14 protein-coding genes are annotated in these 25408 nt (G+C 71.9%); 4 read left to right on the forward strand and 10 right to left on the reverse strand.

Going from position 1 to position 25408, the window contains the following annotated elements; translation table 11 throughout:
• Positions 1 to 49: 49 nt before the first annotated feature.
• Complete coding sequence (locus A4R43_RS30945) at positions 50 to 1357, forward strand: sensor histidine kinase (RefSeq protein ID WP_113695318.1); 1308 nt, start codon at positions 50 to 52, stop codon at positions 1355 to 1357.
• The gene (locus tag A4R43_RS30950; RefSeq protein WP_236808382.1) at positions 1351 to 2214 is read left to right on the forward strand and encodes a class I SAM-dependent methyltransferase; all 864 of its coding nucleotides are present in this window, start codon (positions 1351 to 1353) and stop codon (positions 2212 to 2214) included. The genes A4R43_RS30945 and A4R43_RS30950 overlap by 7 nt, the downstream gene beginning before the upstream one ends.
• Positions 2215 to 2217: 3 nt before the next feature.
• Here A4R43_RS30950 and A4R43_RS30955 read toward each other — a convergent pair whose 3' ends face one another.
• The 9 genes from A4R43_RS30955 to A4R43_RS31000 all read right to left on the reverse strand — a co-directional run bounded on the left by A4R43_RS30955 (position 2218) and on the right by A4R43_RS31000 (position 22877).
• Positions 2218 to 4134: a TNT domain-containing protein gene (locus tag A4R43_RS30955; protein ID WP_113695319.1), complete on the reverse strand. Its 1917-nt coding sequence runs from the start codon at positions 4132 to 4134 to the stop codon at positions 2218 to 2220.
• An 84-nt stretch (positions 4135 to 4218) separates the two neighbouring features.
• Positions 4219 to 7776: an ADP-ribosylglycohydrolase family protein gene (locus tag A4R43_RS44255; protein ID WP_236808384.1), complete on the reverse strand. Its 3558-nt coding sequence runs from the start codon at positions 7774 to 7776 to the stop codon at positions 4219 to 4221.
• 3 nt (positions 7777 to 7779) lie between these two features.
• Entirely contained in the window at positions 7780 to 9846 is a 2067-nt protein-coding gene (locus A4R43_RS30970; RefSeq protein WP_113695320.1) for a YrhB domain-containing protein, read from the reverse strand.
• Positions 9819 to 11942, reverse strand: a complete 2124-nt coding sequence (locus tag A4R43_RS30975) for a YrhB domain-containing protein (protein ID WP_113695321.1) — start codon at positions 11940 to 11942, stop codon at positions 9819 to 9821. Before A4R43_RS30975 ends, A4R43_RS30970 begins: the two co-directional genes overlap by 28 nt.
• Before the next feature lie 2 nt (positions 11943 to 11944).
• Entirely contained in the window at positions 11945 to 13717 is a 1773-nt protein-coding gene (locus tag A4R43_RS30980; protein ID WP_205215111.1) for a TNT domain-containing protein, read from the reverse strand.
• 99 nt (positions 13718 to 13816) lie between these two features.
• On the reverse strand, positions 13817 to 14251 hold the full coding sequence (locus A4R43_RS30985; protein ID WP_113695322.1) for a hypothetical protein: 435 nt from the start codon (positions 14249 to 14251) through the stop codon (positions 13817 to 13819).
• Positions 14251 to 21858, reverse strand: coding sequence for a WXG100-like domain-containing protein (locus tag A4R43_RS30990; RefSeq protein WP_162788651.1), 7608 nt, complete (start codon positions 21856 to 21858; stop codon positions 14251 to 14253). The genes A4R43_RS30985 and A4R43_RS30990 overlap by 1 nt, the downstream gene beginning before the upstream one ends.
• Positions 21859 to 21873: 15 nt before the next feature.
• Positions 21874 to 22212 carry a WXG100 family type VII secretion target gene (locus tag A4R43_RS30995; RefSeq protein ID WP_113695324.1) on the reverse strand — a complete coding sequence of 113 codons (339 nt, stop codon included), beginning with the start codon at positions 22210 to 22212 and terminating at the stop codon, positions 21874 to 21876.
• On the reverse strand, positions 22212 to 22877 hold the full coding sequence (locus A4R43_RS31000) for a YbaB/EbfC family nucleoid-associated protein (protein WP_236808386.1): 666 nt from the start codon (positions 22875 to 22877) through the stop codon (positions 22212 to 22214). Before A4R43_RS31000 ends, A4R43_RS30995 begins: the two co-directional genes overlap by 1 nt.
• A gap of 337 nt (positions 22878 to 23214) precedes the next feature.
• Between A4R43_RS31000 and A4R43_RS31005 the strand changes: the two genes are divergently transcribed.
• Positions 23215 to 23796 carry a YqgE/AlgH family protein gene (locus A4R43_RS31005; protein WP_113695326.1) on the forward strand — a complete coding sequence of 194 codons (582 nt, stop codon included), beginning with the start codon at positions 23215 to 23217 and terminating at the stop codon, positions 23794 to 23796.
• Here A4R43_RS31005 and A4R43_RS31010 read toward each other — a convergent pair.
• Positions 23765 to 24193, reverse strand: coding sequence for an SdpI family protein (locus A4R43_RS31010; RefSeq protein ID WP_113695327.1), 429 nt, complete (start codon positions 24191 to 24193; stop codon positions 23765 to 23767). The two genes, A4R43_RS31005 and A4R43_RS31010, sit on opposite strands and share 32 nt — an antisense overlap.
• A gap of 66 nt (positions 24194 to 24259) precedes the next feature.
• Between A4R43_RS31010 and A4R43_RS31015 the strand changes: the two genes are divergently transcribed.
• Positions 24260 to 25276, forward strand: coding sequence for an esterase-like activity of phytase family protein (locus A4R43_RS31015; protein WP_113697990.1), 1017 nt, complete (start codon positions 24260 to 24262; stop codon positions 25274 to 25276).
• Positions 25277 to 25408: the final 132 nt, after the last annotated feature.

Consider the following 25408-nt stretch of genomic DNA (forward strand, 5'->3'; position numbering starts at 1 on the left):
CCCGTCGGATGACCGATACTCACTTCCCCACCAGGTGAGATGGAGAGACATGCGCCGCCAGGGACCGCCCCAGCAGGCCAGCTTCCTGCTCACCCTGCTCCGGCGGGGTGCGCCGGCCATCGCGACCGCCACCAGCGAACTCTCGGACGGTGTCGCGGACCCGACCCCGGTCAGAGCCCTGCGCCGGATCTCGGCGATGGCCGCGCCGGTGGACCAGCGCGCCAGCGACGGGCTGCTGCTGCGGGCGGGGCGGTATGTCGCCTTTGTGCCGATGGTCTACCGGCTGGTCGCGGTGCCCGGCGCGCTGGCCGCCTACCTGGGCGTGCACGGCGGCACCGGCGCGGTGCCGGTGGTCGCCGTGGCGGTGGTTTCGGTGCTGCTGAACCTGTACGGGATGCGGTGGATGCTGCGGTCGGCGCCGTTCCGCAGCGACCGGGCCGCGGTGCTGCTGACCGTGGACGCGGTGTTCACCGCGCTGGCGAACCTGGCGGTGGCCGCGCTGGTGCCCACCGAGGTGTACGCCGAGGCGATCGGCGTGCCCGGCAAGCACCTGCTCGGCACGGTCGCGTTGTTCACCCTCGCGCTCGGCCTGCCGTACGGTATCGGCCTGCTGCTCGGCAGCATCCCGCTGCACCTGCTGATGGGCTGGGCGAACACCGGCACGGTGCAGGTCGAAAGCGCGTTCGCCGGGCTGGGCACGATGGCGGGCGTGCTGCTCACCGCGTCCGGCGCGCTGGTGCTGATCGGCCTGGGCACCCGGCTCGCGCTGGCCTACGGCATCCGCAACGGCCGCCAGGCCGAACGCGCGCGCCAGCACCGGCTGATGCACGACACCGTGCTCCAGACGCTGGAGTCGATGGCGCTGCCCGGCGAGGGCACGGCCGAGGAGCAGCTCGACGAGGTGCGCCGGCTGGCCCGCGCGGAGGCCGTCGAGGTGCGCAAGTACATCGAAGCCGCCGAGAACGAGGGCGCCCGCCCGCTCGGGGAGAAGCTCGCCTCGCTCGCCGCCGAAATGGCCCGCGACGGCCTCCGCGCCCAGGTGGTGATCGCCGAGCTGGACGAGGACACGCTCTCCGAGGTCCGCCAGATCGCCATCCGCGACGCCGTGCGCGAGGCCATGCGCAACACGATGAAGCACTCCGGCACGGACAAGGTGCTGGTCCGGGTCGAGGAACGCGACGGCGGGATCGCGGTGATCATCCGCGACCACGGCACCGGGTTCAGCGCCGAGTCCCGGCCGCCGGGCTTCGGCATCAGCGAGTCGATCACCGCGCGGCTGGCCGAGGTCGGCGGCCGGGCGACGGTGGAATCCACTCCTGGCAACGGCACGCGCGTGACATTGTGGGTGCCGTGCTGACCGAATCCACCCAAGAGCTACTGGTCGCCTGCCTGACCGCACTGCGTGACGAAGACCGGCCGAAGGCGGCCGTGCTCGCGGACCAGGCCGCCAAGTCCGGCGCGCGGCTCGGCGCGGAACTGAGCCGTCACCTCGGCTCGGCATCCGACGGCCACGTCTACGACCAGCCCGCCGCGTTCACCGCGTTCATCCGCGGCGGCGGGAACGTGAACCTGTACGCACAGCTCGCCCGGCGCCTGGCCGGGCTGTACAACGAACGCCGCCCGGCGAGCCTGCTCGACCTCGGCTGCGGTGACGGCCTCGCCCTGGTGCCCGCGCTGGAGAAGGCGGCGCACCGGCCGTCGCGGATCGACCTGGTGGAGCCGTCGGCCGCGTTGCTGGAGGTCGCGGCCCAGCGCGTGGACGGCGCGAACGCCCGGCAGACCACCGCGCAGGAGTTCCTGGCGGAGACCGAGCTGTCGTGGGACCTGGTGCAGTCGACCTTCGCCCTCCAGTCGCTCGAACCCGGCGACCGGCAGGAGGTGTTCCACACGCTGCGCGAGCGCACCGGCGAGCTGGTGCTCGCCGAGTTCGACGTGCCGGACGTCACCGAGCACAGCCCGGAGCACCTGGCCTCGCTCGTCGAGCGGTACGAGCGCGGGGTCGCCGAGTACGGCCAGGACGGCGACCTGGTCGCCCAGGGCTTCCTGATGCCCATGCTGCTCGGCCTGGTGGCGCCGGGCGGGGTCCGCAACAACTGGGAGCAGCCCGCCGACGATTGGCGCGGGCAGCTGACCGCGGCCGGGTTCGCCGAGGTCGAGGTCACGCCGCTGGCCGACTACTGGTGGTCGCCCGCCGTGCTCATCCGGGCCCGGTAATGCTTACGCGCTGACCTTTTCCATCGCCTTGGTTTCCACGTGCTGGCCGAGCGGCCGCGGCAGCAGGTACGCCACCGCGCCGCCGGGCAGCGCGCCCCACGGCACGGTGATGCCGGTGAGCACGCGCAGCGGCCGGTGCACCACGTAGGTGTGCTGCTCGCGCTCGCGTTCGAAGGCGAGTGAGGTCTCCGGGAACCGGACGTGCTCCGGGTGCACCAGGTTGCCTGCCTCGTTGCCGAAGCGCTGGACCACCGTGCCCGCGGGCAGCACCACCATCCGCTTGGCGCGGAAGAAGTTCAGCGGCGGCTCACCCCGGAGCGGCAGGATCGGCCAGTCGGTCGGGTGCCCGGACTCGGCCTCCTCCGGCTCGCGCGCCAGTGCCGGGTACAGCACCATCGTGCCGACCAGGTGCCGGGCGGCGTCCTGGACGTGGTCGAAGGGCACCGGGTCCACCGGCTCGCCGCCCTCGAACCGCGCGACCTCCCAGTGGCCACCGACCCGGCGCAGGCACCAGGCACCGTCGGCCGGTTCGCCGATCCGGTACCGCGACGCGGGCACGCCCAGCTCGGCGAGCCGCCGGTGCAGCACGTCGAGCACGCCGGCGGCCCGCAGCTTCGGCAGGCCGTCGCCGTCGCGCTCGCCGCGGGCGTGCTCGTCCGGCTTGGGCAGGTCCTCTTCGGACTGCGGCGGGTACGGCTTGCCCAGCACCTCGGCCTCGGCGGTGTGCCGCAGCTTGTCCGGCACGTACGGCGGCCGGTGCAGGTTGGCCCGGATGTGGTCGACCAGCTCCGGCTCCGGCGGCACGCCGTACTTGCGCAGGTAGTGCGGCACGGCGGCGGGCCAGATCCAGGTGCCGTCGGTGTGGAAGGCGTCCGGCACGTCGGGGCGGCCGTGCGGGGAGAACAGGTCGGGCAGCGGCACCGGGCGGCCGAAGGCCACCGGCGACCGGTACAGGTAGTCGAGCACCCGCCGCACCTCGTCCGGGGGCAGCGGCGGCCGGTTGACCACCGGCTTCTCGCCCTCGATGTGGCTGTCCACCACCTTGGCCTGGCGGAACACCACGTCCAGCGGCAGCCCGGCCTTCGCGGCCAGCCAGTCCGGCACGTGCTTGCGGTCGCGCGGGTACAGCTCCAGCTCGGCCTCGTAGGCACGCGCGGTCGGGCGGCCGCCTTCGCCGGGTGCCAGGCGCCAGTGCGGTTCGGCGTCCACGTCGAAGTCGAAGTCGAAGTTCGAGCTGGAGTCCAGCGTGAAGGTGCCTTCGAACCAGGTGCCGGTCGACGGCTGGTACATCGCCGAGCGCAGCAGGGTGAACAGCTGCCCCAGCTCGGCGGGCGGCGAGAGCGAGACGACCAGGTCACCGGCGATCGCGCGGACCTCCAGCTCGGCGTACCCGCCGACCTGGCGCAGCTGCGCGCCGACCCGTTCCCAGCCGTCCGGCAGCACCTTGAGCATGGTCCGGCCGATCGCGCGGAGCAGGGCGTTCGGGTCACCGGTGCCGCGTTCCGGCCGGGGCCCGTTCGCGGCGACGAAGTCGTGGCGTTCCTGCCAGAGCGCCTCGACCTCCTCGGGCGCGGCGGTGGTGGTGAACTCGGTCAGGCCGAGTTCGCGGGCGCGGGCCTCGTCCTGCCCGGTCCAGCGCAGGGTCAGCGCCTCGCCGTCCTGCGGGGCGACGCGGTAGATCTCGTCGGCGAACAGGCAGTGCGTCTGGACGCTGAACGTGGTCGCGGCTTCGGCCTCCGGCACCACCTTCGCCGGACGGCCGTTCCACTCGGTGTCGAAATCCTCCGGCGCTTCCTCCCCCGGCTGCGCGACGAGCAGCACCGTGCCGTCCGCGGTCGAGCGCTGCGCGCGGAACACCCCACCGTTCCACACCGCGTAGAGCGAGTCCGGCCGCTCAGCGGCGTCTATTCGGTAGCGCACGCCTCTGTCCCCCTTGTGTCCCCTCGGTGAGATCCGAGTCAAATCTAGTCGGCCGCCCGGCCGCTGTTCCACGTGGAACCATGATCACGAGTTCGGGTACTTCCGCTCCCAGAGCGAATGCGCCGGCGGCTCCGGGCCGAACTCCGCGAGGGCGTCGGCGGCCAGTTCCTCGATCGTGTTCCGCAGCTCGAGGTGCTCCAGCCAGCTCGGCCGGAGCGCGCCGGGGCCGTACATCGCGCCCGCGATGTTGCCGCAGATGGCGCCGGTCGAGTCGCTGTCCCCGCTGTGGTTGACCGCGGCGAGCAGGGCTTCGTCGAGGTTGTCGGTGGCCAGCGCCACGTACACGGCGATGGCCAGCGCGCTCTCGCCGATCCAGCCGCCGCCGTCGATGGTGGCGATCTTCTCCGGCGTCGGCGGGCCCTGTTCGGCCAGGCGCACACCGACTCGCAGCGCGGCGGTCGTCTCCTCGTGGTGCTGCCAGCGGGCCAGCTGCCGGAACGCCTCGTCCACCGCGTCCGGCAGCGTGCCGCCGTCGATCAGGTGACGCACGATCACCGAAAGCGCGCCCGCCGAGAGATACCCGGATGGGTGACTGTGGGACAACGCCGCGGCCATCGCGCCGACGCCGAACACCGTGCCCGGATCACCCGGCCAGAGCGCGGCGGGTGCCGTCCGCATCACGCCGCCGCAGCCCTTCGAGGTGTTGAGCCGATGGGTGAACGAGCCCATCTGGCCGTTGTTGCCGTACGACATCAACGCGGTCAGGCAGGTTTTGCCGGGCGCGCGGCGGCTGAACAGCTCGCGGTGGGTGATCAGCCAGCCGTCCGGTTCCAGGCTGGTGTTCTGCGGACCGCGGCAGTCCTCCCACGAGTAGTCCTGCGTGTGCAGCCAGCGCTGGTAGGCACTCTGCACGAAGTGCTCCAGCCCGGTCTGCCCGCCGCGGCGCAGGTGCGCGTGCCCGCGGATGAGGCCTTCGAGCGTGAACAGGGTCATCTGCGTGTCGTCGGTGATCTTGCCGAGGCCGCCGAACGCGGGCACCAGGTCGGTGATCCCGGCGGGCCCGCGCAGCTCGCGGATGATGTGGATCGGCTCGAACTCGTCGGCCGCGCCGAGCGCGTCGCCGACGGCACCGGCCAGGATGCTGCCGAGGAAGCGGTCGTCGCGGCTCAGCTCCGGCGTGCTGTCCGCCGGGACCGCGGCGGGACGCGGGCCGGTCGGGTACCGCTGTCCCCAGTCCGGCGGCTCGGGCCCGAATTCGGCGAGGGCGTCGGAGATCAGGGCTTCGATGGCGTCCCGCAGCTCCAGGTGTTCCAGCCAATCCGGCCGAAGTGCGTTCGGGCCGTACATCGCGCCGACGATGTTGCCGCAGACCGCGCCGGTCGAGTCGCTGTCGCCGTCGTGGTTGACCGCGGCGAGCAGGGCTTCGTCGAGGTTGTCGGTGGCCAGCGCCACGTACACGGCGATGGCCAGCGCGCTTTCCCCGGTCCAGCCGCCGCCTTCGATCGCGGCGATCTTCTCGGGCGTCACCGGCCCCTGGTGCGAGAGCTTGATCGCCACGTCCAGCGCGGCCAGGGTTTCGCGGTCGCCGGTCTGCTTGAGCCGCTGGATCGCCTGGTCCACCGCGTCGGGCAGCGAACCGCCGTCGAGCAGGTGGGCCACGATCACCGCCAGCGCGCCCGCCGAGCAGTACCCGGCCGGGTGGCTGTGCGTGAGCATCGCGCTGAACACACCGGTCTCGAACACGTCCGGCCACAACGCGGCCGGGGCCGCGCGCATCACGCCACCGCAGCCCTTCGAGTCGTTCAGCCGGTGCGTCAGCGTGCCCATCCGGCCGGTGGTGCCGAACTCCTTGAGCGCGGTGTAGCAGGTCGCGCCCGGGGCGCGGCGGTCGAACAGCTCGCGGTTCGTGATCAGCCAGCCGTCCGGCGCGGCACTGGTGTTCTCCGGGCCGCGTGCGGCGTCCCACGGCACGCCCTGCGTGTGCAGCCAGCGCTGGTAGGCGTCCTGCAGGAAGTGCTCGCGGCCGCGGCGACCACCCGCGCGCTCGTGCGCGTGCGCCCGGATGAGGCCTTCGAGCGTGAACAGGGTCATCTGCGTGTCGTCGGTGATCTTGCCGAGGCCGCCGAACGCGGGCACCAGGTCGGTGATCCCGGCCGGTCCGTGCAGCTGCCGGATGCGCTCCATCGGGTCGAACTCGCGGGCGGCGCCGAGCGCGTCACCGACGGCTCCGGCGAGCACGACACCGCGGAACCGGTCGGCCCTGGTCAACGCCGGTGGCGGAACCGTCTCGGTCTCCAGCGCGGCGAGCAGCGAACTCCGCGCGCGGCGTTCCTGCGGTTCGGCCGGTCCGGTTTCGGGTTCCTCCCGCGCCGGGATCGACGGCGGGTAGCGCGTCCCCCAGTCCGGTGGCTCGGGGCCGAACTCGGCGAGCGCGTCGTCGGCGATCTGCTCGATGACGTCCCGCAGTTCCAGCTGGTCCAGCCAGTTCGACCGGAGCAGCTCGGGGCCGTGGATGGCGCCGACCAGGTTCCCGCAGACCGAAGCCGTCGAATCGCTGTCGCCGCCGTGGTTCGCGGAGACCAGCAGCGCGTCGTTCGGGTTGTCGGTGACCATCGCCGCGTACAGCGCGATCGACAACGCCGTCTCGCCGACGCCACCACCGCCCAGGGTCGCGGTTTTCTCCGGCGTCGGCTCACCTCGCGCGGCCAGCGCGATCGCCGCGTCGATGGCGGCGGAGGTCTCTTCGTGCCCGTCCCGGCGCACGAGCAGTTCGCGCGCGGTGGCCAGCGCGGAATCCAGGCTCGCCCCGCGGACCAGCCGGTGCACCATCGCCGCGAACGTGCCGGCGGGCAGGTAACCGCTCGGGTGGCTGTGGGTCAGCGCCGCGCTCATCGCGCCGATCTCGAAGGCCTCGGCGGGATCGTCCGACCAGATCGCCGCGGGGGCCGCGCGCATCACGCCACCGCAGCCCTTCGACTCGTTCAGCGGGCGGTCAAAGGTGCCCATCGGCACGCCCGAGCCGTAGCCCTTCAGCGCGAAGAAGCAGGTCTGCCCGGGCGCGCGGCGGTGGTGCAGCCGCTCGTCGGTGATCAGCCAGCCGTCCGGCCGCTCGCTGGTGTCCCGCGGCCCCCGTGCCTTGTCCCACGGCACGCCCTGCGTGTGCAGCCAGCGCTGGTAGGCCAGCTGCAGGCTGTACCGCAGATCGGTCTGGCCGGTGCGACGCTGTTCGGCGTGCGCGCGGATGAGCGCTTCCAGGGTGAACAGGGTCATCTGCGTGTCGTCGGTGATCATCCCGATGCCGTTGTAGGCCGGGATGAAGTCGAGAATGCCGTCCGGGCCGGTCATCGCGCGGACGCGCTCCATCGACTTCGACTCGATCGGCGCGCCGAGCGCGTCCCCGCAGGCACCGGCGAGCAGGCTGCCTCGCCAGCGCCGCGGATCGACTGCCTTGGCTCCGGCCGGATTCCAGTCGGGCACCGGGTTCCGCGTCAGGAACCGGCGTCCGTGCGCGTCGGTGCCGACGAACAGCTCCACCCGTTCGACCCGTTCCACACGGACCGCTTCGGTTCCACCCGCGGTTTGCTGGCGGCGCACCAGGCGCTCCAGCACCGACAGTTCGTCGTCGCTGAGCCAGTCGTCCATGCGCTACCCCCGCGGATATCTGGCTTCCCACGCCTCCTGCGCCGACGGCTCACGCGCCACGCCGAAACGGTGGAAGTGGTAGAAGGCGTCCCCGGCGAGGTTGTCGATCAGCCCCAGCTGCGGCAGCCGCGCCACCCACGCCGAGGGCAGGCCCGGAATGCCGCGTTGCGCGCCGACCAGCGCGCCGGTCAGCGCGGCGGTGACCACCGAGCTGCCGGACTGGTTGGCGGCCAGCAGGATCGCGCCGCCCGGGTCGTGCCCGCGCTTGGCCGCGGCGAACAACGCCCGCAGCAGCACCGATCGCGGCGAACGGCCGTCGCCGATCGACTCGAGCTGAGCCTTCTCGTCGCCGTTCCAGTCGTCGCGCAGCTCGATCACCCTGGTGAGCTCCGCGCGCAGGGAGTCGTTCTCCGGCAACGACTTCCGGATCGCGACCAGCTGCTGGTAGACCGGCATGGCGAGCTGGTCCGGCAAGCCTTCGACCGGGCTGAGCACACCCCACAGCACCCGGACCAGCAGGTCGGCGCATTCGGTGACGTCCGGACCGGCCGCCGCGCCGATCAGCTCGTGCGCGATGGCCTGCGAATACGCCACGTCGATGCCGTCGACCGGGGTGCCGCCCGCGATGGTGGCCGGCAGCGCGGGCGCGAGCAGCGCGGCGAACTCGGCGGGCGCCGGACCGGTGCCCGCGGTCGCGTTGTTCAGCCAGCTCTCCGGCCTGCCGACGCGCGGCAGCGACGCCGGGACCTCGGCGGTGTCGTTCACCGGCGGCAGCCCGCGGATCACCGCTTCGGTCTGGAACAGCAGCTGGCGGGTGAGGCCGCCGCGGTCCAGCGTGCCGCCGTCCCAACTGCCGTGTGCCTCGGCTTGCCCGCCGATCGAGTCACCCAGCGCGAAGCCGACGTACGCGCCCGCCACCCGGTTCCAGCGGAAGTTGCTGCCCTGCTGGGTCGAGATCCGGCGGAAGAACTTGCCGAAGTGCCACGGCTGCGGCGACGGCGAGCCGTCGGTGTTGCGGTGCTCGACGAAGCCCGCGGCCCACAGGTCGGCCGGCCAGCTCACGGTGGCGCCGGTGGCCGGCGCGCGCAGGTTGCGGAACCACAGCGCGTACGCCCGCGCGTACTGGAGGCATTCCGCCTCGGTCAGCAGGTAGCCGTACTGCTTGGCCTGCTCGGCCACGAACGGCAGGTGCCCGGTCAGGTACCGCGGCGGGTCGATGCCGAACTCCTGGACCAGGGCGTCGACGGCCTCGGTCACCGCCTCGCTGTACTCGGCGGGCGTGCCGGGCACCGGCTCGGGGCCCTGGTCGTCGCCGAGGTCGGGCAGCACGTGGTTGCGCACCAGTTCGACGCTGTACGTCTCGGGATCCAAGGCGACCGAACCGCCGCCGTCCTGCTCCTGGAACAACCGCCGCAGGGTCTTGCGGGTCCACGCCTTCACCGTGCCGGGCACGCGCACCGGCGAGGTGTACGCGGTGTTGTCCCCGACGTCGAGCACCTCGCATTCGGTGAGGTGCCGGAAGTAGGTCTGGTCGTCGATCCAGCCGATCGAGCGGTACTGCCACAGCTTCTCGGCGTCGGTCAGCGGCAGCGGGTAGCCCATCTTCAGCGGTCCGGGCCGGTAGGCGGGGTTCCGCTGGATGGCGCCGTCGACGGACTCGCGGCGCAGGATCGCCTTCTCCGGCGGCGCCATGGTGGGGAACGCGGCCTGGTCGAAGTCCGAATCGACCACCGGCGTCCAGGCTGACGGGCTCTCGTCGGCGACGGCCTGCGGCGGGTTCGGCACCGCCATCGCGGCGGCTTCGTGCCGGAGTTCGCCCCCGTCGTCGGGCACGAACAGCACCGGCGTCGGGAAGATGCCCGCGCCGATGTCCGTGCCGTCGAGGAAGGCGGCCGCGTTGTAGGGCACGTTCCAGCCGTCGCCGTTGCGGGCGACGTATTCGGTGCGGACACGCAGGCCCTCGCCGCCGTCCTGCTCGCGCAGCCACGCCTCGGCGCGGCCGATCGCCTGCTCCCGGGTGCTCTCGGTGATCTTGTTGGTGCTCACGATCGCGGGTACCGCCTCGCCCATCCTGAAGTGCTCTCGAAAACCGGGCTGAACTGGTCGAAGTGCCAGAACGCGTCGCTGGCCAGGTTCTCCACCAGGTAACGCGAGCGCAGGCTGGACAGCCAGGGCAGGCCCGGCAGGCCGACGCGGGCCCCGATCAGCGCACCCGCCAGCGCGCCGGTCAGCGGTCGCCTGCCGCCGTGGTCGATCGACCGCCGCAGCGCTTGCTCCGGGTAGTTCTCGTGCCCGGTGACCGCGCTGAGCGCCTGGGCCAGCACGGTGTCGCTGTCGGTGCCGGAGCCGAAGTCGGACGGCTTCGGCACGAACGGGATCTTCGACTGCGGTTCCAGCCGCATCAGCGCGCCGTCGACCGTCCGCCGCAGGCCCGGCCAGGCGTCGTCGGCGCACAGGCCGCGCGCGGCGGTGACCGGCGGGCAGACCTTGTTGCTGGTGAGCAACTGGTCGAACAGCGTCGCCAGGAAGGCGGCCGCCTCGAGGTCCGGCTCCGAACCGTGGGTCAGCCCGGCAAGCCGACGGGCCGCTTCGGCGACCCCACCGGTGATGCCTTCACCCGCGTACCCGTTGGTCAGCGCGGCGGGCAGGGCGGCCAGCAGCGCGCCCGCGCCACTGCCCGTGCCCGGGTTCTCCCTCGCCAGCTCGCGGACCGCGGCCAGCTCACCCGCGTCCGGCTCGGTGACGGCACGCAGCTCGGGCACCCGGACCAGCCAGCCATCGACCTCACCGGGCACCGGCTCGCCCCGCGTGTGCAGCCAGCGCAGCAGGCCACGAGCCGCGGCGACGGTGAACTGACCTTCCTGTTGCGGGTCCTCGCGGTGCGGGCTCCGGATGATGCCTTCGGTCAGGAACAGCAGCTGCTGCGTCAACGGCCCGAGCGGCACGTCCTCGCCCAGCCGGCCGTGGATGCCCAGCGCCTCACCGAGCGCGAACCCGGCGAAGGCGCCGGTCACCCGGTGCCAGCCGTGCTTGAACCCGGGATTGCCCTTGTCGAAGTACTTGCCGAAGGTGTTCAGCCGCGGCGCGGCCTCGCCACCGTCGCCGTATCCCGGCTGCAGGCCGTTCGACTCCAGGTCCACCGGCCAGCGGGCGCCGTCGTCGAGCCGGAGCCGCTCACGCCAGGTCCGCCCGAGCACGGTCAGCCGGATTTCCTCGTCGGTCAGCTCATACCCGTTGCGGCGGGCCCAGTCGACCGCGTGCATCGGCGGCGAGACCGGGGTCGGCAGCGCGATCTTCGCGGCGGCCTCGGCGGCGAAGGTCCTGAGCTCCTCGCTCGCGGCCAGCCCGGTGATCTTCTTGTCCACGGGCTGCCGGTAACGCGGGTAGGTGGCCAGCACCGCGGTCAGCTCGGCCGCGCTGACCTGCTGGCGGTACTGCGGCCCGCCGTCGAGGTTCAGGTTCGGCGCCGGCTCCTGCTTCATCAGCGTGGCCAGGTCGACGTGCCACCAGCGGTGCGCGTGCTCGGGCAGGTGCCGCGGGTCGCTGTAGCTGAGCAGCCGGTGTTCGCGCTGGTCGTAGGCGGTGCGCGGGACGCGGTCGTTTTCCCCGATCGGGATGAAGACCTCGGTGCTGACCAGGCCGATCAGGAAGCGCTCGCGGTCCAGCCAGCCGGCGTCGTGGAAGGCGAGCAGGTACTCCAGCGCGTTGCGCGGGCGCTCCCTGCCCAGCCGCACCGGGCCCGGCCGGTAGTCGGGGTTCTCGCGCTGCTCGGTGCCGTCGGTCCCGTCGGGCAGGACCTGCCGCCAGCCGCCGATCGCGGCGAGCGGCACGCCGAGATGGCTGAGGCCGGAGTCGCGGAACTCCTGGTCGACGAGCTCCTTCCAGTGCTCCTGACCGGGCCAGCGCGCCGGAATGCTCAGCCCGCCCGGGTGCGGCGCGGCCTGGCGCACCTGCCCGTCGGGCTCGCGCACCACCATGTTCGGCGGCGGGAAGATCTCCTTGCCCGCGTCACCCCCGTCCAGGAAGGCGACCGCGTTGTAGGGCACCGACCAGCCCTCGGGCACCCGGCGCACCTTGTCCGTGTCGACCCGGACCGTGCGCTGGTCCGGCCCGTGCACGGCACGCAGCCAGTCCTCGACCCTGGCTACCGCTTCAGCCGCTTCCACGCTCAGACCGTTCCTTCCAGACTTCCGTCACTGGTGTGCTCGGTGATCGTCCTGGGGAGAACGTAGGCGATCGCTCCCCCGGGCAGGTTCGCCCAGGGCACGGTGATCCCGGTGATCACGTACAGCGGGCGGGCCAGCCGATACCGGCGTTCCGCGCTTTCCCGCTCCAGCGGCAGGGAGGTGGTGGGGAACCGCACCCCGGTGTGGTGCACCAGGTTGCCGTGTTCGTCACCGAAACGCACGACAACCGTACCGGCGGCGAGCCGGATCAGGCGCTTGTTCCGCAACAACGTCAGCGGCGGTTCGCCGTCGACCGGCTGGATCGGCCAGTCGGCCAGTTCGCGGGCGGTCTCCAACGGGCTCTCGGCGCCCGCGGTGATCCGCGCCGGGTGCAGCAGCACCGCGCCGAGCAGCTGCTGCGCGGCGTCCTCCACCCGGGTGAAGTAACACGGATCGACCGGCTCGCCGCCCTGGTAGCGGGCGACTTCCCAGCCCTGCTCGGTGTGCTTGAGGCTCCACGCGTCATCCGCGGAGTCACCCAGCCGGTAGGCGTTCGGCCACACGCCGGCCTCGTCGAGGCGGGCACGCAGGGTCGCCAGCGTCTCCGCGCCGTCCAGCTCCGGGCCGACCTGGGTCTCCAGCTCGGCGGCCAGGTCACCGGTGCTCGGCTCGAACTGCTCGGGGTCCGGCTTCGGGCGCGGCTCACCGAGCAGGTCGGCGGCCGCGGTCAGCCGGTGCAGCCGGTCCACGTGCGGGGTCTGGTACCGCTGCGCGCGGATGTGCGCGACCAGGTCCTGGTCCGGCGGCGTGCCGTGCTTGCGCAGGTAGTGGGCCGCCGACGCGTGCCAGATCCAGGTGCCGTCGGTGTGGTAGCGCTCGGGCACGTCCGGCTCGTCGTCCGGGGCGAAGATGTCCGGGCCCGGCTGGTCGCCGATGAGCACCACGGGCGAGCGTTCGAGGTAGTGCAGGATCGCCGGGATCTCCTCGTCGGCGGGCGCGGGCCGGTCGACCACCGGGCGCTCGCCGGGGGTGTAGGCGTCCACGATCCGCGCGTGCTGGAAGACCACGGCCAGCGGCAGGCCCGCTTTTTGGCGCAGCCAGCGGGGAATGTGCTCGTCGTCGCGGGGGAACTGCTCGAGTTCCCTGGCGAAGGCGGTGCGGGTGGGCAGCCCCGGCCGGTCCGGCGGGCGCTTCCACTCCGGCGGGTTGAGCAGGTCGAAGTCGAAGTCGAACTGGCTGCCGCGCAGCGTGTACCGCGCCTGCAGCCAGGCGCCGGCGCCCTTCTCGTACATGCCGGCACGCAGCTCGGTCAGCAGCTCACCCACCTCGGGCGGCGCGGACCAGAAGAGGGTGCCCTGCTCGCCGGTGGCGCTGACCTCGATCTCGGTGTACCCGCCGAGCTGGCGGAAGTCGACGGTCACCGTGCCGTTCTCCGGCCGCAGCGGGACGAGCGCGCGCCCGATGCCGATCAGCAGCTTGCCGCGCTCCTCCTCGGACAGCGGCTGGACCGGCGGCGTGGTGGTGCTGGTGACGTCGATGCGGACCTGCCAGAGCGCGGTCAGCTGATCCGGGGTCGCCTTGTCGACATAACCACCCGCTTCGCCCTCGGGAATGCCGAGTTCCGCCGCGCGCTCGGCGTCGTCCTTGCTCCAGGACAGCAGGAAGTGCGGGGCGGTGTAGCCCGCCACCTGGAACTCCTCGTCCTTGTAGGTGGCGAACGCCTGCAACCAGGCCCGGCCTGCCAGGCCCTGGTGCAGCTCATGCGGCTGGGTCATGCGGTGTTCCTCGAAGCTGGAGAGCTAACCGTAGGGAACCTTCCCACGATTCGGCGCGGCCGTGGGGTGACCTCAGACATCGCCAGGCCAGTTCACGCATCACACGTTCTTGCGGCGAACCGTGAAGCTCGGCGGCTCCCCGGCCGCTCGCCGGGCGAGTTCGTCCTCCCACATGGCGAAGGTGCGCCGCTGGATCGAGCTGATCAGCTCGACCTCCTCGTCCGAGAGCCGCCGGTTTTCCGCCTCGGCCTGGTCGTAGATCGAGTCGATCGTGTCGTACAGCGCGAAGATCGGCCCGTCGCCGGTGAGTTGCTGCCGGATCCGTTCGGTGCGCTGGACGAACTGCTCGCGGTCGAGCGGGCTGATGTCGCTGTCGGAGGTGGCGAAGAGGGCCTTCTGGACGGGGGCGTTCGCCGGTTCGAATTCGCCGGTGTCCCAGTTGAGCAGGGAGCCGGCGAGCCCACCGTCCGGTGTCGAGTCGATGACGAAGGTCCGCCCGAAGTACAGGAAGTACGACGGTGTCTCGATGGTCATCACTCAATCCTTCGGGTGTAGTTCCGCGGCTCGGTCTCCGAACCGCCCGCCAACCGGAAGGCTTCGCCGAACCGGATCCGCTCCTCGTTGAGGATCGAGCCGATCATCGCCCGCTCCTCGGGGGTCAGCTCCCGGTCGCCGTCCGCGCCGACCGGACGGCTCGGATCCTCGTTCGCCACCGCCTGGAAGTCACGGAGGACTTCGTAGAGCGCGTGCTCGTAGGCCGCCACGTCGTCGATCGCCTTGACGTGCAACCGCAGCTCGGCGATGTGGTAGTTCCCGTCGCCGAGGTCCAGCCGGACGTTCATCTGCAGGTCGCGGTAGCCGCTCTTCTGCGGCTTCACGAACCGGTCGGAGAAGTCGACCACCCTGATCTTCGACCCGGGGCGGCGGCTCTCCTCGAGCACCTTCGCCAGTCCTTCGTAGGCCTGGTCCACCGTCTGGTACTGCACGATCGAGCCGACCAGGTCGTTCAGCTTGTCGGCGTGCCCGTCGTAACCGGCGATCTTGTCCATCGCGCGGACCTTGCTCTTCGGCACTTCCCGCGACTTGACCTTGACGCCCTCGGCGTCACCCGCGATCCGCTCCGCGAACTCGCGCAGCATGGTGTTCTTTTCGTCCCAACCCTCGTACAGCGAGTCGAGGTACTCGCGCCGGTAGTCGGGGTCGTCCTTCCGGCTTTCGTCGAAGCCCGGCTGCCGCAGGTCCTTGGGCCTGACCTGCTTGATCTCCTCGAAGCCTTCGGCCGAAAGCCGGGCCTGCTCCGGGGTGAGGTCGCTGGGCGCGGGCTTCGGGTCCGCCTTGTAGGAGTCGGCGAGTTCGGCGGGGCCGCCGCTGTAGTCGCGCACTTCGCGCACGCAGGACTCCAGCACCTCGACCGCGCCTTCGTACCGCAGCACGTTGCACAGGGTCTGCGGCCGCCGCGTCAGCGAGTTCTCCAGGAACGGGGTTTCCTGCATGATCCGGGCCACGGTCGGGCCGGTGGCCGAATCCAGCATCATCGCCCGGATCGCGTCGCCGATCGGCAGCTGCTGGCCGTTGACCTTGACGGTGGCTTCCGGGTCCCGCGCGGTGATCTCGTTGCCTTCGCGGATCGCCTGCTGCATGCGGTCGCTTTCCAGGTATGCCTGGATTTCCTCGCGCGTGGGCAGCGGGCTCTCGTGCTCCGGCGTGGGGTCATGGCCGGGCGTGGAGTCCTGGCGCGGCGGTTCGGCCATGCCGTAACCGCGGTCCGCGGCCGGCGTCAGGTCCGGCACGGTGTGCGAAACCGACGGCACCGGACGCCCGTCCGGCCCGATCCGCGACGGCCGCACCTCGTAACCCGACCGCGGCGGCAGCCCCGCACCCGGCGGGTCCTGCCGGAACGCGATCCGCGGGTCCACCGGCGCGTCCGGCTTCTGGAAGGCGATGCGCGGATCGACCGGCGCGTCCGGCTTCGGCGAAGGCGACGGCGACGGCGAGGGCACCGGCTGCGTGGTGTCCGCCGACGCCGTGGTGTCGGTGTCGGTCTTGGCCTGCTGCTTCTCGTTGTGCAGCTCGACCGCCTTCGCCGGGTCGAACGGCATCGTCTTCAGGTCGACCGGCGGGTGCGGCAGGCTCATCAGCGAGTTGCTCTGCGGGTCGATGAAGGCCACACCCTCCTTGGTGTGCACCACCTCGGCCACGTGCCCGTAGACGTTGCCGTCGTCACCGCGGTACTGCACGGCGATCACCGCGCGCGAACCGATCGGCTGGTCCCGCATGGTGCGGATGACGTCGTCGTAATCACCGTGCGAGCGCCAGTCCCCGCCGCCGAGGTTCTCCCGCACGTAGTCCAGCGTGCCCATGGACGCCATGTCCTGGGGCAGCAGCCTGCCCGCTTCGGCGTCGATGCCGCCGAGGCGCAGCGCGTGCGCGACCATGCCGCGCGTGCAGTTCGTCTGGTACCCGTTGGCGAACGCGTCCGGCGAGTAGAAGTTCGGGTTGACCCCGGCCATCTCCGGATGCCGCTCGGCGATGTACTTCGCCTGCTGGTTCGGGTTCGCGGTGTCGGCGTGGATGGCCGGTTCGCTCGGCGGGTTGGTCGCCCGCGCCAGCGGTGCCCAGTCGTGGTCGCCGACCTGGCTGGAGTCCATCGCCGGGCCGTCGGGCCCCTGGTCGGCGCCCGCGTAACCACCCTCGTCGTTGCCGTTGAGCGCATCGGCGATGTCCCGCTGCGGCGACGGCGACGGCGTGCTGCCCTCCGGCGGCGGGTTGAGCGTGGTGAGGCCGTCGAACGGCGACGGGGCCGACTGCGCCCTGGCCGCGTTCTCCCGCTCGTTCGCCGCGCACTGCTCGCGCCGCTCCGCCATCTTCTGCTCGGCGGTGTCCCGGTCGACCCAGCGCGGATCGCCCTCGACGATCTCCTCGGCCCGGATGTACAGCTTTTCCCGGCCGGTCACCGGATCGGTGATCATCCGGTTCTCGTGCACGTAGAGCTGCGTGGCCGGCTTGCCGAGCGACTCGCCCTCGGCCCGGTTCTGCGACAGCTGCTCCACGTCGCGGAAGGTCTTCGAGTCGATGTGCATCTCGACGTCGGGACCGAACTTGGTGCGCTGGTCCGGTGAGAGCTTCTTGCTCGCGCTCACCGGCGCGGTCTCGACGGCGGTCTGCCCGACCGGGTACTGGTCGCGGAACTGCTGGAGCTTGACCGGGTCGCCGTCGAAGTTCAGCCCGCGGATCAGCTCGCCCGGCGTCGGCTCGATCTTGTTCAGCGCGCCGACCAGTGCCCTGACCTGCTGCTGCGCGGTGTCGAAGGCCGGATGTCCGGGGCCTTCGCGGTGCGCCGCGTTGGCGGTCGAGTAGAAGTCGTGGCCGGTGTAACCGCGGATCACCGTGGCGTCCTCGTCGGACAACCTGGCGTACTGCGGGTTCTCGTTGCGCGCCTTGACGGCGTCGGCCTGGACGCTCTCGTGCCTGCCGTCGCCCTGGAACGCGTCGGCGACGGCGCGGTGGTCGTCCGGGGTGGCCTCGAAGTCCGAGTCGAACAGGTAGCCCTCGTCGGGCCGCCCGGTGTCCGGCTCCACCAGGTCGCCCAGCGGCCCCGGCTGCTCGGGGGTTTCCGGGGTTTCCGGGGCGTCGGTGTGCGGGGTGGCGTCCTGGCCGTGACCCGTGTCCGTGACGTCGGTGGTGTCGGCGGCGTGGTCCGGCGTCGGGCCGTCACCCTGGTGGTACGGCAGCGTCGCCACGCTCGACGGCGGGTTCGGCAGGTCCGCCAACCGGTTGTTCTGCGGATCGACCAGCGCCAGGCCGTGTTCGGTGTTGACCGCGGTGACCAGGTGGCTGACCACGCGCTTCGGCGAGTCCGGGTGGTTCGGATCGGTCGGCGTCTCGTATTCGTAGGCCAGCACCGACCGCGAGCCGACCGGGCGCTCCGCCAGGTCGCTCAACGCCGAGTCGAAGTCGTTGTGCTGCTGCCACTCGCCGCCCAGCTTCTGCTGGACGTGGTTCAGGTTCCGCTCGTGGGTGACCTGGTCCGGCGGCACCGGGCCGGCGGTGGTGTCCGCGCCCTGCATGCGGCCTTCGAACGCGACCACCGACTCCGCGGAGTTGGTCCGGTAGCCCTGTTCGAGCGCGTCCCAGCCGTGGAAGTTGATCGAGTTCACGCGCTGCGTCTCGGGCAGCGTGTCCATCAGGAAGCGGACCTGCTGCTCCGGCGAGTTCGCGGTGCCCGCGTGGATCGCGGGCACGCTCGGCGGATTGGTCGGCTGCGCGAGGCTGCCCCAGCCGTCGTCCGGCTCGCCGCGGTTCTCCGGCGGTTCGGGGGCGGGCTCGGGTTCGGGGGTGGTGTCCGGCGTGGGTTCCCCGCCACCGAGCAGGTCCCACATGGCGTTGTTGCGCGCCGGGGCCTCGGCCAGCTCGCGTGCCTGGTCGGCGCTGAGCTGGCGGCGCTCGTCCATCTTGTCGCGGACGGTGTCCGGGTCGAGGTAACGCGGGTCGTCGGGGCCGATCTCCTCGGCCTCGATGATCCAGGTGTTGCCGACCTTCTCGTTCCGCGTGACGAGCAGCTGGGTGCCCGGCTTGAACAGCACCTCGCCTTCGCGCTTCATGCCGAGCTGGTCGATGTCACGACCGGTCTTCGACTGGATGCGCAGCTCCACCTGACCGCCGAACTTGCTCTTCGGCATCGAGTCGGTGACCTTGCTGGAGCTGTTGAACTGGGTCTCGACCGCGATCTCGCCGACCTTGTACTGGGCGGCGAGCAGTTCGGCGGCGCGGCCCATCACGCCGACCTTGCGGGAGACCAGCCCCTCGTGCGGCGGCAGCTCGTTCAGCCCGGACGCGATCGCGTTGGCCTGGCGGACCGAATCCGCGAAGTTCTCGTCCTGGTTGCGGAGGGACTGGTTGAGCTGCTCGAAGACGTCGGGCCGGGTGTAGGTGTGGACCGCGTACACGCCGTCGTCCGACATGTGCGCGAACCGCGGGTTCTCGGCGCGCCGCTCGTAGGCCTCACGGCGGGACGTCTCGTGCGGGAGCTCGGCGTTGTTGTCGTGGCCGTCGGAGCGGAGCGTGTCCATCTGCGCGTCGGCCAGCGCCCGGATGTCCTCGGGACGGTTGCTGCGGAAGTCCGGATCCGTGACGTAGTCCTCGCGGATGCGGCCGTCGTCGGCGTCGCGCTGGGGGGCGTCCTGGTCGGGCGTCTTTTCCGGGGTCGGCTGCTCGGGCGGGCCCTGGTCGGCCTTGTCCTGTTCGGGCGCGCGCTGTTCCTGCTCCGGCGTGCGCTGGTCGGGCGCCTTCTCCGGCGTCGGCTGCTCGGGTGCCCGCTGCTCGGGAGCCGGGCCCTGCTCCGGGGTGCGCTGAGGCGTCTGTTCCGGGGCGCGCGGCGTCGGCGACTGCTGCGGGATGTCCGGCCGGGTGGCCGGCGGACCCTGCTGCTGCGACGGCACCTGGTTCGGCTCGAGCGACGGCTTCTGCCACGCGTTGAACGGCTGCGGCGGACCCTGCCGTCCGGGCGGCGGCCCCTGCGGCGGAAGCTGCCCACCGGGCCGCGGCCCCTGCGGCGGCATCGGCGGACGCCCACCCGGCCCAGGCTGCTGCGGCCCGCGCGGCGGCGGTCCCTGCTGGTAGCCCGCCTGCGGCGGACGTGGCGGCGGCGGTCCCTGAGGTGGTCCCTGTGGCGGGAACGGCGGACGCCCCTGCGGTGGCCGAGGCGGCTGCGGTTGCTGGGGCTGCTGGTGTTGTTGCGGTGGCCCCTGCCGCCCTGGTGGCGGCTGGTCGAGGTTGCCGCGCATCGGCTGGAACGGCCGTTGCGGCGGCGGGCCCTGACGCGGCCCCGCGGGACCCTGCTGCTGCGGAGGCGCACCCGGCGGACGCTGCCCCTGCGGACGTTGCGGCGGGCCGGGCTGCTGCGGCGGCTGCTGGCCACCGGGCCGCGGACCCTGCGGCGGGAAGGGTTGCTGACCACCCGGACGTCCACCGCCCGGTTGCTGGCCGCCACCCTGCTGCATCGGCGGTGGCGGCGCGAAGCCACCACCACCCTGCTGCGCCGGCGGTGGTGTCATCGGTGGCGGCGCCCCCTGCGGCGGCCCGTCCTGACGAGGCGTTCCCGGCGGCGGGAAGCCCCCGCCGGTGAAGCCCGCGGCGGCGACCGAGTCCTGGTTGCGCTGCTGCGGGCCGAACCCACCACCCTGCTGCGGGGGCGGGTTGTAGCCGCCACCACCGGGGTTGTTGCCGCCGCCACCCTGCTGGGGCGCCATGCCGTAGCCGCCGCCACCCTGCTGCTGCGGCGACATCCCATACCCGCCACCAGACGACGACGGCGATCCACCCGACGGCGATCCACCAGAAGGAGAGCCGCCCGAAGGGGAACCTGCCGACGGCGCGCCACCGGCGGGAGCCCCACCAGCAGGTGCGCCGCCAGCCGGGGCGCCGCCGCTGGTGGCCGCTGCGCCCTGTTGCTGGGGTGCGCCTGATTGCTGCTGCTGGCCACCGTCACTGGCCGCAGCGGGCGAGTGCTGGGGCTGCGGCGCCGACGCGGGCGCCGGGGAGGAGGACTGCTGGCCCGCACCCGTGTCGGACCGCTCCATGGTGGCGGCGGACGCCTGCCCCACATGGTCGGACCGCCCACCCGGCGAAGGGTCACCGGAAGAAGAGCCACCGCCCGAAGACGACGAGCCACCACTCGACGAGGAATCGCCCGAGTACGACGAGCCCCCACCCGAAGTGGAGCCGCCCGCGGAAGAAGACGAGCCACCGGAAGAGTCGCCGCCCGACGAGCCTCCCGAGGAAGAGCCGCCGGAGGGCGATCCGCCCGAAGAAGAGCCTGCCGAGGACGAGCCCCCAGCAGAGGAGCCACCCGACGAAGAGTCACTCGAGGACGAGCCGTTCGACGAAGAGCCGCCGCCCGAGGTGGAGTCGCCCGACGAGCCGTTCGAGGAACTCCCCGACGATGAGCCGCCCGAGGACGAGCCTCCCGAAGAGGAACCTCCCGAAGACGAGTCCCCCGAAGAGGAACCGCCCGAAGACCCGCCGGAGGACGAGTCCCCCGAGGAACCGCCCGAAGAGCCCCCGGAAGACGAGTCCCCCGAGGAACCGCCGGAGGAGCCCCCGGAAGAAGAGTCCCCAGAAGAGCCGCCCGAAGAGCCGCCGCTGGAGGAAGAGCCGTTAGAAGAGCCGCTGTTCGGGGTGTCGACGTCCGGAGCGTCCACATCGGGTGCGTTCGCCGCGCGGATTCCGTCGATGTTGCCCTTGGCGCCACCCGCGGCGCCTTCGGTGGCCCCGCCCGACGCACCCATCAGCACGTCCGAGGCGCTCAGGTTCCCCAGTTCCCCGGTGACCGCCGCCTCGCCGATGGTGGTCGCGGCGCCTTCGACCGCGCCGCGGGTCGCGCCCCGGATGGCGCCGTCGGCGATCTGCCCGCCGACGCTGTCCGAAACCCCGCGCGTGGCCCCCTTCGGGATCGCCTCGCTGGCCGCGCCGACCACACCTTCGACCGCACCGCCGATCGCCGCGTCCGAGGTCTTGCCCCAGTCCCACGACTTCCGGTCGCCGCTGGCCATCTGCAGCCCCTGGATACCGGCGTCCAGCGCCACCCCGGTGGCCACGTTGATCAGGACCTCTTTGAGGACCCGCTTGAGCACTTCCTGCGCGATCTTCTTGAAGCCCTGCTGCATCAGCTTCTGCAGCAGCTGCCGGAAGATCATCTGCACGGTCATCCGGGTGGCGATCTGCGCGGGCACGATGCCCGCGGTCGACCCGCCGAAGGTGACCGCCGCCGCCGCGATCATGCTCGCGATCGAGATCGCCAGCATGATCAGCGAAGCGATGATCATGTACTTCGTGTACTCGACGTCCAGCGCGGTCGCGTCACACGAGTCGCCGAGTGCCTGGCACGCCTCGGCCAGCGACTTGAAGTACGCCTCGTCGCCCTCGACGAACTTCTTCCACGCCTCGGCGAACTTCTCGGCGCCCTCACCGGTCCACGCGCTGAGCACCTCGTCGGCGCCCTTGGTGCCGATCTCGGCGGCGGGATTGATCGCCTTCGCCGCCATGTGCCACGCGTCGCGGAGGTTCCGCAGCTTGTCCTCGTCGCCCTCGGGCCAACTTTCCCCGACGACGATGGGCAGCAGCCACTTGACCTCGTCGGGCATCTCCATACCCACGGGTCAGACGCCTCCGCCCTCTTTCAGCACACCGCGGACCGTTTCGTCGGCGCCTTCCATGCTCTGCACGGCGGTTTCGACGTTCGTTTTGAGCGCGCGGATCCCTTCGACGATCGAAGTGAACGCTTTCACCGATCCTTCGGCGCCGGGCACGTAGTCCTTGGCGAACTCCTGCCCCGACTCGTCGTCACCCCAGCACTCGCCTTCGGCGGCCAGCGCGTCGGCGAGCGCCTTGCCCGCTTCCTCGAGCTGGTCCGCGCAGATGTTCAGCTTTCCCGCGGCGGAGGTGGCCGCATCCGGATCGAGTGTGAAGCCCTGGCCCCCGGCTCCCCCCGCGGACATCAGCGGTTCCCCCGGGTGAGCCAGCTGTCCGGCGGCTCTTCCTCATCCTCGACCGGCGCCGGTCGCGCGCGGCGCGTGGTCGGCTTGGGCTGCGGCATCGAAGGCTTCGCGGCCGGTGGTGGTGGCGGTGGCGGTGGTGCCGCCGCTGGCGGCGGCGGGGCCGCCTGCTGCTGGCGGTTCTGGAAGATCGAGCCCTCCTCCTCGAAGGACTCCGGCCGCGGTGGGGCTTCCGGCTCCGGCGGCGGTGAGAAGTCCGGAATGGCCGGCACCAGCCCGGCCAGCGAAGGCGCGTCCTCGAACAGCTCGGTCAGGTCCGGCATGCCCTCGGTCAGCGGCGACATCAGGTCCGCGACCTGCTGCTTGACCTGCAGCCCGCCGGTGCGCACCACTTCCAGCACCGACGCGGCGAGCGCGGCCGGACCGCCGCTGCGCTCGAACGCGGTCGGCGCGAAGTCCAGTTTGCTCAGCACGCCGTTGGCGTCGATGGTGGCGCGGACCAGGCCGTCCTTGGAGGTGACCGTCGCCGACGCCTCGGCGGCCGCGGCCTGCGCCTCGCGCAGCTGCTCGGTCTGCCGGTTGAACTGCTCCAGCAGGCCGTCGACCCGGTCCTTCATGGCGGCGTTGCGCGCCTCGAGCCGGGCTCGATCGTCCCCTGGCGTGGTCACAGTGCCCCCGAAATCAAGCGAAAAGATGTGCTGGCGCCACCCTAGTGGTTGCCCTAGGCCGGTACGGGCAGGTCCAGTCAACCGGGTCCGATCATTCGCTTGTGCTAATCAAGGCGGCCCGGCGGGGCCGGGGGCGATACCCGAGTTGGTCGGCCGGCGCACTTTGGTCGCCTCTCGGCGGCTAGGCGCAGTGTGGCTCCAGCCGGACGGTATTCCACAAAGGCGGTTCTTCAGTGAGCCCGGGGGACACGGAAGTGCGCCGACCACTGGGCTCAACGGGCGGATGGCCGTTCTTGTTCCCGCGTCCGCCCACCTGCTGCCCCGCGGGAGTGGGATCATGGGCGGCGTGCGAGCGGACGCCGAGGTGGAACCGGGATCGTTGCTGGTCGCTGCCCCCACCATGTTCGACCCCAATTTCCGGCGGACCGTGGTGTTCGTCATCGACCACCGCGAAGAGGGCACGCTCGGTGTGGTGCTGAACCGGCCGAGCGAGGTGCCGGTGGACGACGTGCTGCCGGTCTGGGGCAGGCACGTGGTGGAGCCGCAGGCGGTTTTTGTCGGCGGCCCGGTGGAGAAGAAAACGGCGTTGTGCCTGGCCGCGCTGCGCACCGGGCAGGACGCGGCGAGCGTGCCGGGTGTGATCGCGGTGCGCGGCCCGGTGGCGCTGGTCGACCTGGACGCCGACCCGGACACGCTGGTGCCGCGGGTGCGCGGGCTGCGCGTGTTCGCCGGGTACGCGGGCTGGGATTCGGGGCAGCTGGCCGGGGAGATCGCCCGTGGTGACTGGCTGATCGTGCCCGCGCTGCCCAGTGACGTGCTGGCCACGCCGAACCGCGACCTGTGGGGTCAGGTGCTGCGGCGGCAGGGCGTGCCGACCGCGCTACTGGCTACGCACCCTGGGGATTTGCAGCGGAACTGAACGCGCCGCAGCCACCGGCACCGCACGCGCAACCGGAACAACCGGACGGCGCGGGAGCGGGCTCCGGCACGGCCAGCGCGGCCCGGTTGCCGAGCACGCCACCCGCCGCGAGCAGGACCAGCGTGCCGACCACGCCGACCACCGCGGCGATGATCACCCCGCCGACGGTCGGCATGAACAACGCGGCGATCCCGGAGAGCACGCCGATCGCGCCACCGGCCATGGTCGGCAGGCCGGCCACCTTGTTGCCGACGCGGAAGGCCTCGTCGCTGCGCTGGGTGGCGGCGGTGCGCACGCCCGCGCCGCGTTCCCTGGGCAGGCGCTCACGCCAGCCGAGGACTCCGCCCCAGCCGACCAGGACACCGAAGACGATGGGGATCAGCGCGACTACCAGCACGGCACCGAGTTTAAGCGTGATGACCCGGCAACCTGCCGGACACCCTGATCCGCTGTGCTGCACGCCATGCTCAAGCGCCTGTTCGGCACCGCGCTCGCGGCCGCCGTCACCCTGTCACTGATCACCCCGGCCGCCCACGCCGGCCAGCGGGTCCGCCTGGTCGGCGAGCAGATCGTGCCGCACGGCCTGGTCTTCGACGGCACCACCGTCGGCGGCCTGTCCAGCATCGACCGCGACCCGCGCACCGGCGAATACGTGCTGATCAGCGACGACCGGGTGAACGCCCGCTTCTACACCGCCAAGCTCGACCCGGCGGGCTCGTTCGAGATCACCGGCGTGCACCCCTTCAAGCGCCCCGACGGCACCATTTACCCACCACAGGGCGTGGACCCCGAGGAGCTGCGGGTCGACCCGTGGCTGGGCACCTACTACTGGTCGCAGGAGGGTGACCGCACGCCGACCGTGCTGCTGGACCCGTCGGTCCGCGAGGCCCGGCGTGACGGTTCTCACCTGCGCGAACTGCCCCTGCCCGAGGACGTGAAGATGCGGCCGGAGTCGGGGCCGCGGCAGAACTACGGTCCGGAGGGCATGACCTTCGCCGCGCACGGCGCCCTGGTGGTGACCGCGTTCGAAGGCCCGCTGCTGCAGGACGGCCCGGAGGCCACCACCGAGCGCGGCGCCGTCTCGCGGATCCTGGTGCAGGGCCGCTACGGCCCGGTGTTCGCGCAGTACCGCTACCAGCAGGAGCCGATCTTCGCGGCGTCGAACCCGCCGGGCGCGTTCGCCAACAACGGCGTCACCTCGATCCTGGCCGCCGAGCACAACCGGTTCCTGGTGATGGAGCGCTCGTTCGTCACCGGGGTCGGCAACAAGGTGCGCATCTTCGAGATCGACCTGGCCAAGCCGGGCAAGAAGAAGCTGGTGACCGACCTGTCCGCGCTCGGGTTGTCCACTGTGGACAACGTGGAGGGGATGGCATGGGGCCCGCGGCTGCCGTCCGGGGAACGCAGCCTGGTCCTCGTCAGCGACAACAACTTCTCCGCCACCCAGGTCACCCAGGTGATCACCCTCGCGCTGCGCTGACGGGCGGGCGCAAACGCGCTGGCCATGGCGGCTATCATGGTGGGCATGAACACGGCTCGGCTGCTTCTTGGCCTGCCGCGCTGAACCGACGGACGGTTGAGCGCGGCGACCCCTCACGCCTTCTGGCGGAGG

It is taken from the genome of Amycolatopsis albispora (assembly GCF_003312875.1).
Classification (GTDB): Bacteria; Actinomycetota; Actinomycetes; order Mycobacteriales; family Pseudonocardiaceae; genus Amycolatopsis; species Amycolatopsis albispora.

Coding starts and splice junctions, on each gene's coding strand:
- A4R43_RS30945 (WP_113695318.1), top strand. CDS start 50: ATGCGCCGCCAGGGACCGCCCCAGCAGGCCAGCTTCCTGCTCACCCTG.
- A4R43_RS30970 (WP_113695320.1), bottom strand. CDS start 9,846: ATGGGCGAGGCGGTACCCGCGATCGTGAGCACCAACAAGATCACCGAG.
- A4R43_RS30985 (WP_113695322.1), bottom strand. CDS start 14,251: ATGACCATCGAGACACCGTCGTACTTCCTGTACTTCGGGCGGACCTTC.
- A4R43_RS44255 (WP_236808384.1), bottom strand. CDS start 7,776: ATGGACGACTGGCTCAGCGACGACGAACTGTCGGTGCTGGAGCGCCTG.
- A4R43_RS30980 (WP_205215111.1), bottom strand. CDS start 13,717: ATGACCCAGCCGCATGAGCTGCACCAGGGCCTGGCAGGCCGGGCCTGG.
- A4R43_RS30995 (WP_113695324.1), bottom strand. CDS start 22,212: ATGTCCGCGGGGGGAGCCGGGGGCCAGGGCTTCACACTCGATCCGGAT.
- A4R43_RS31005 (WP_113695326.1), top strand. CDS start 23,215: ATGGGCGGCGTGCGAGCGGACGCCGAGGTGGAACCGGGATCGTTGCTG.
- A4R43_RS30990 (WP_162788651.1), bottom strand. CDS start 21,858: ATGCCCGACGAGGTCAAGTGGCTGCTGCCCATCGTCGTCGGGGAAAGT.
- A4R43_RS31015 (WP_113697990.1), top strand. CDS start 24,260: ATGCTCAAGCGCCTGTTCGGCACCGCGCTCGCGGCCGCCGTCACCCTG.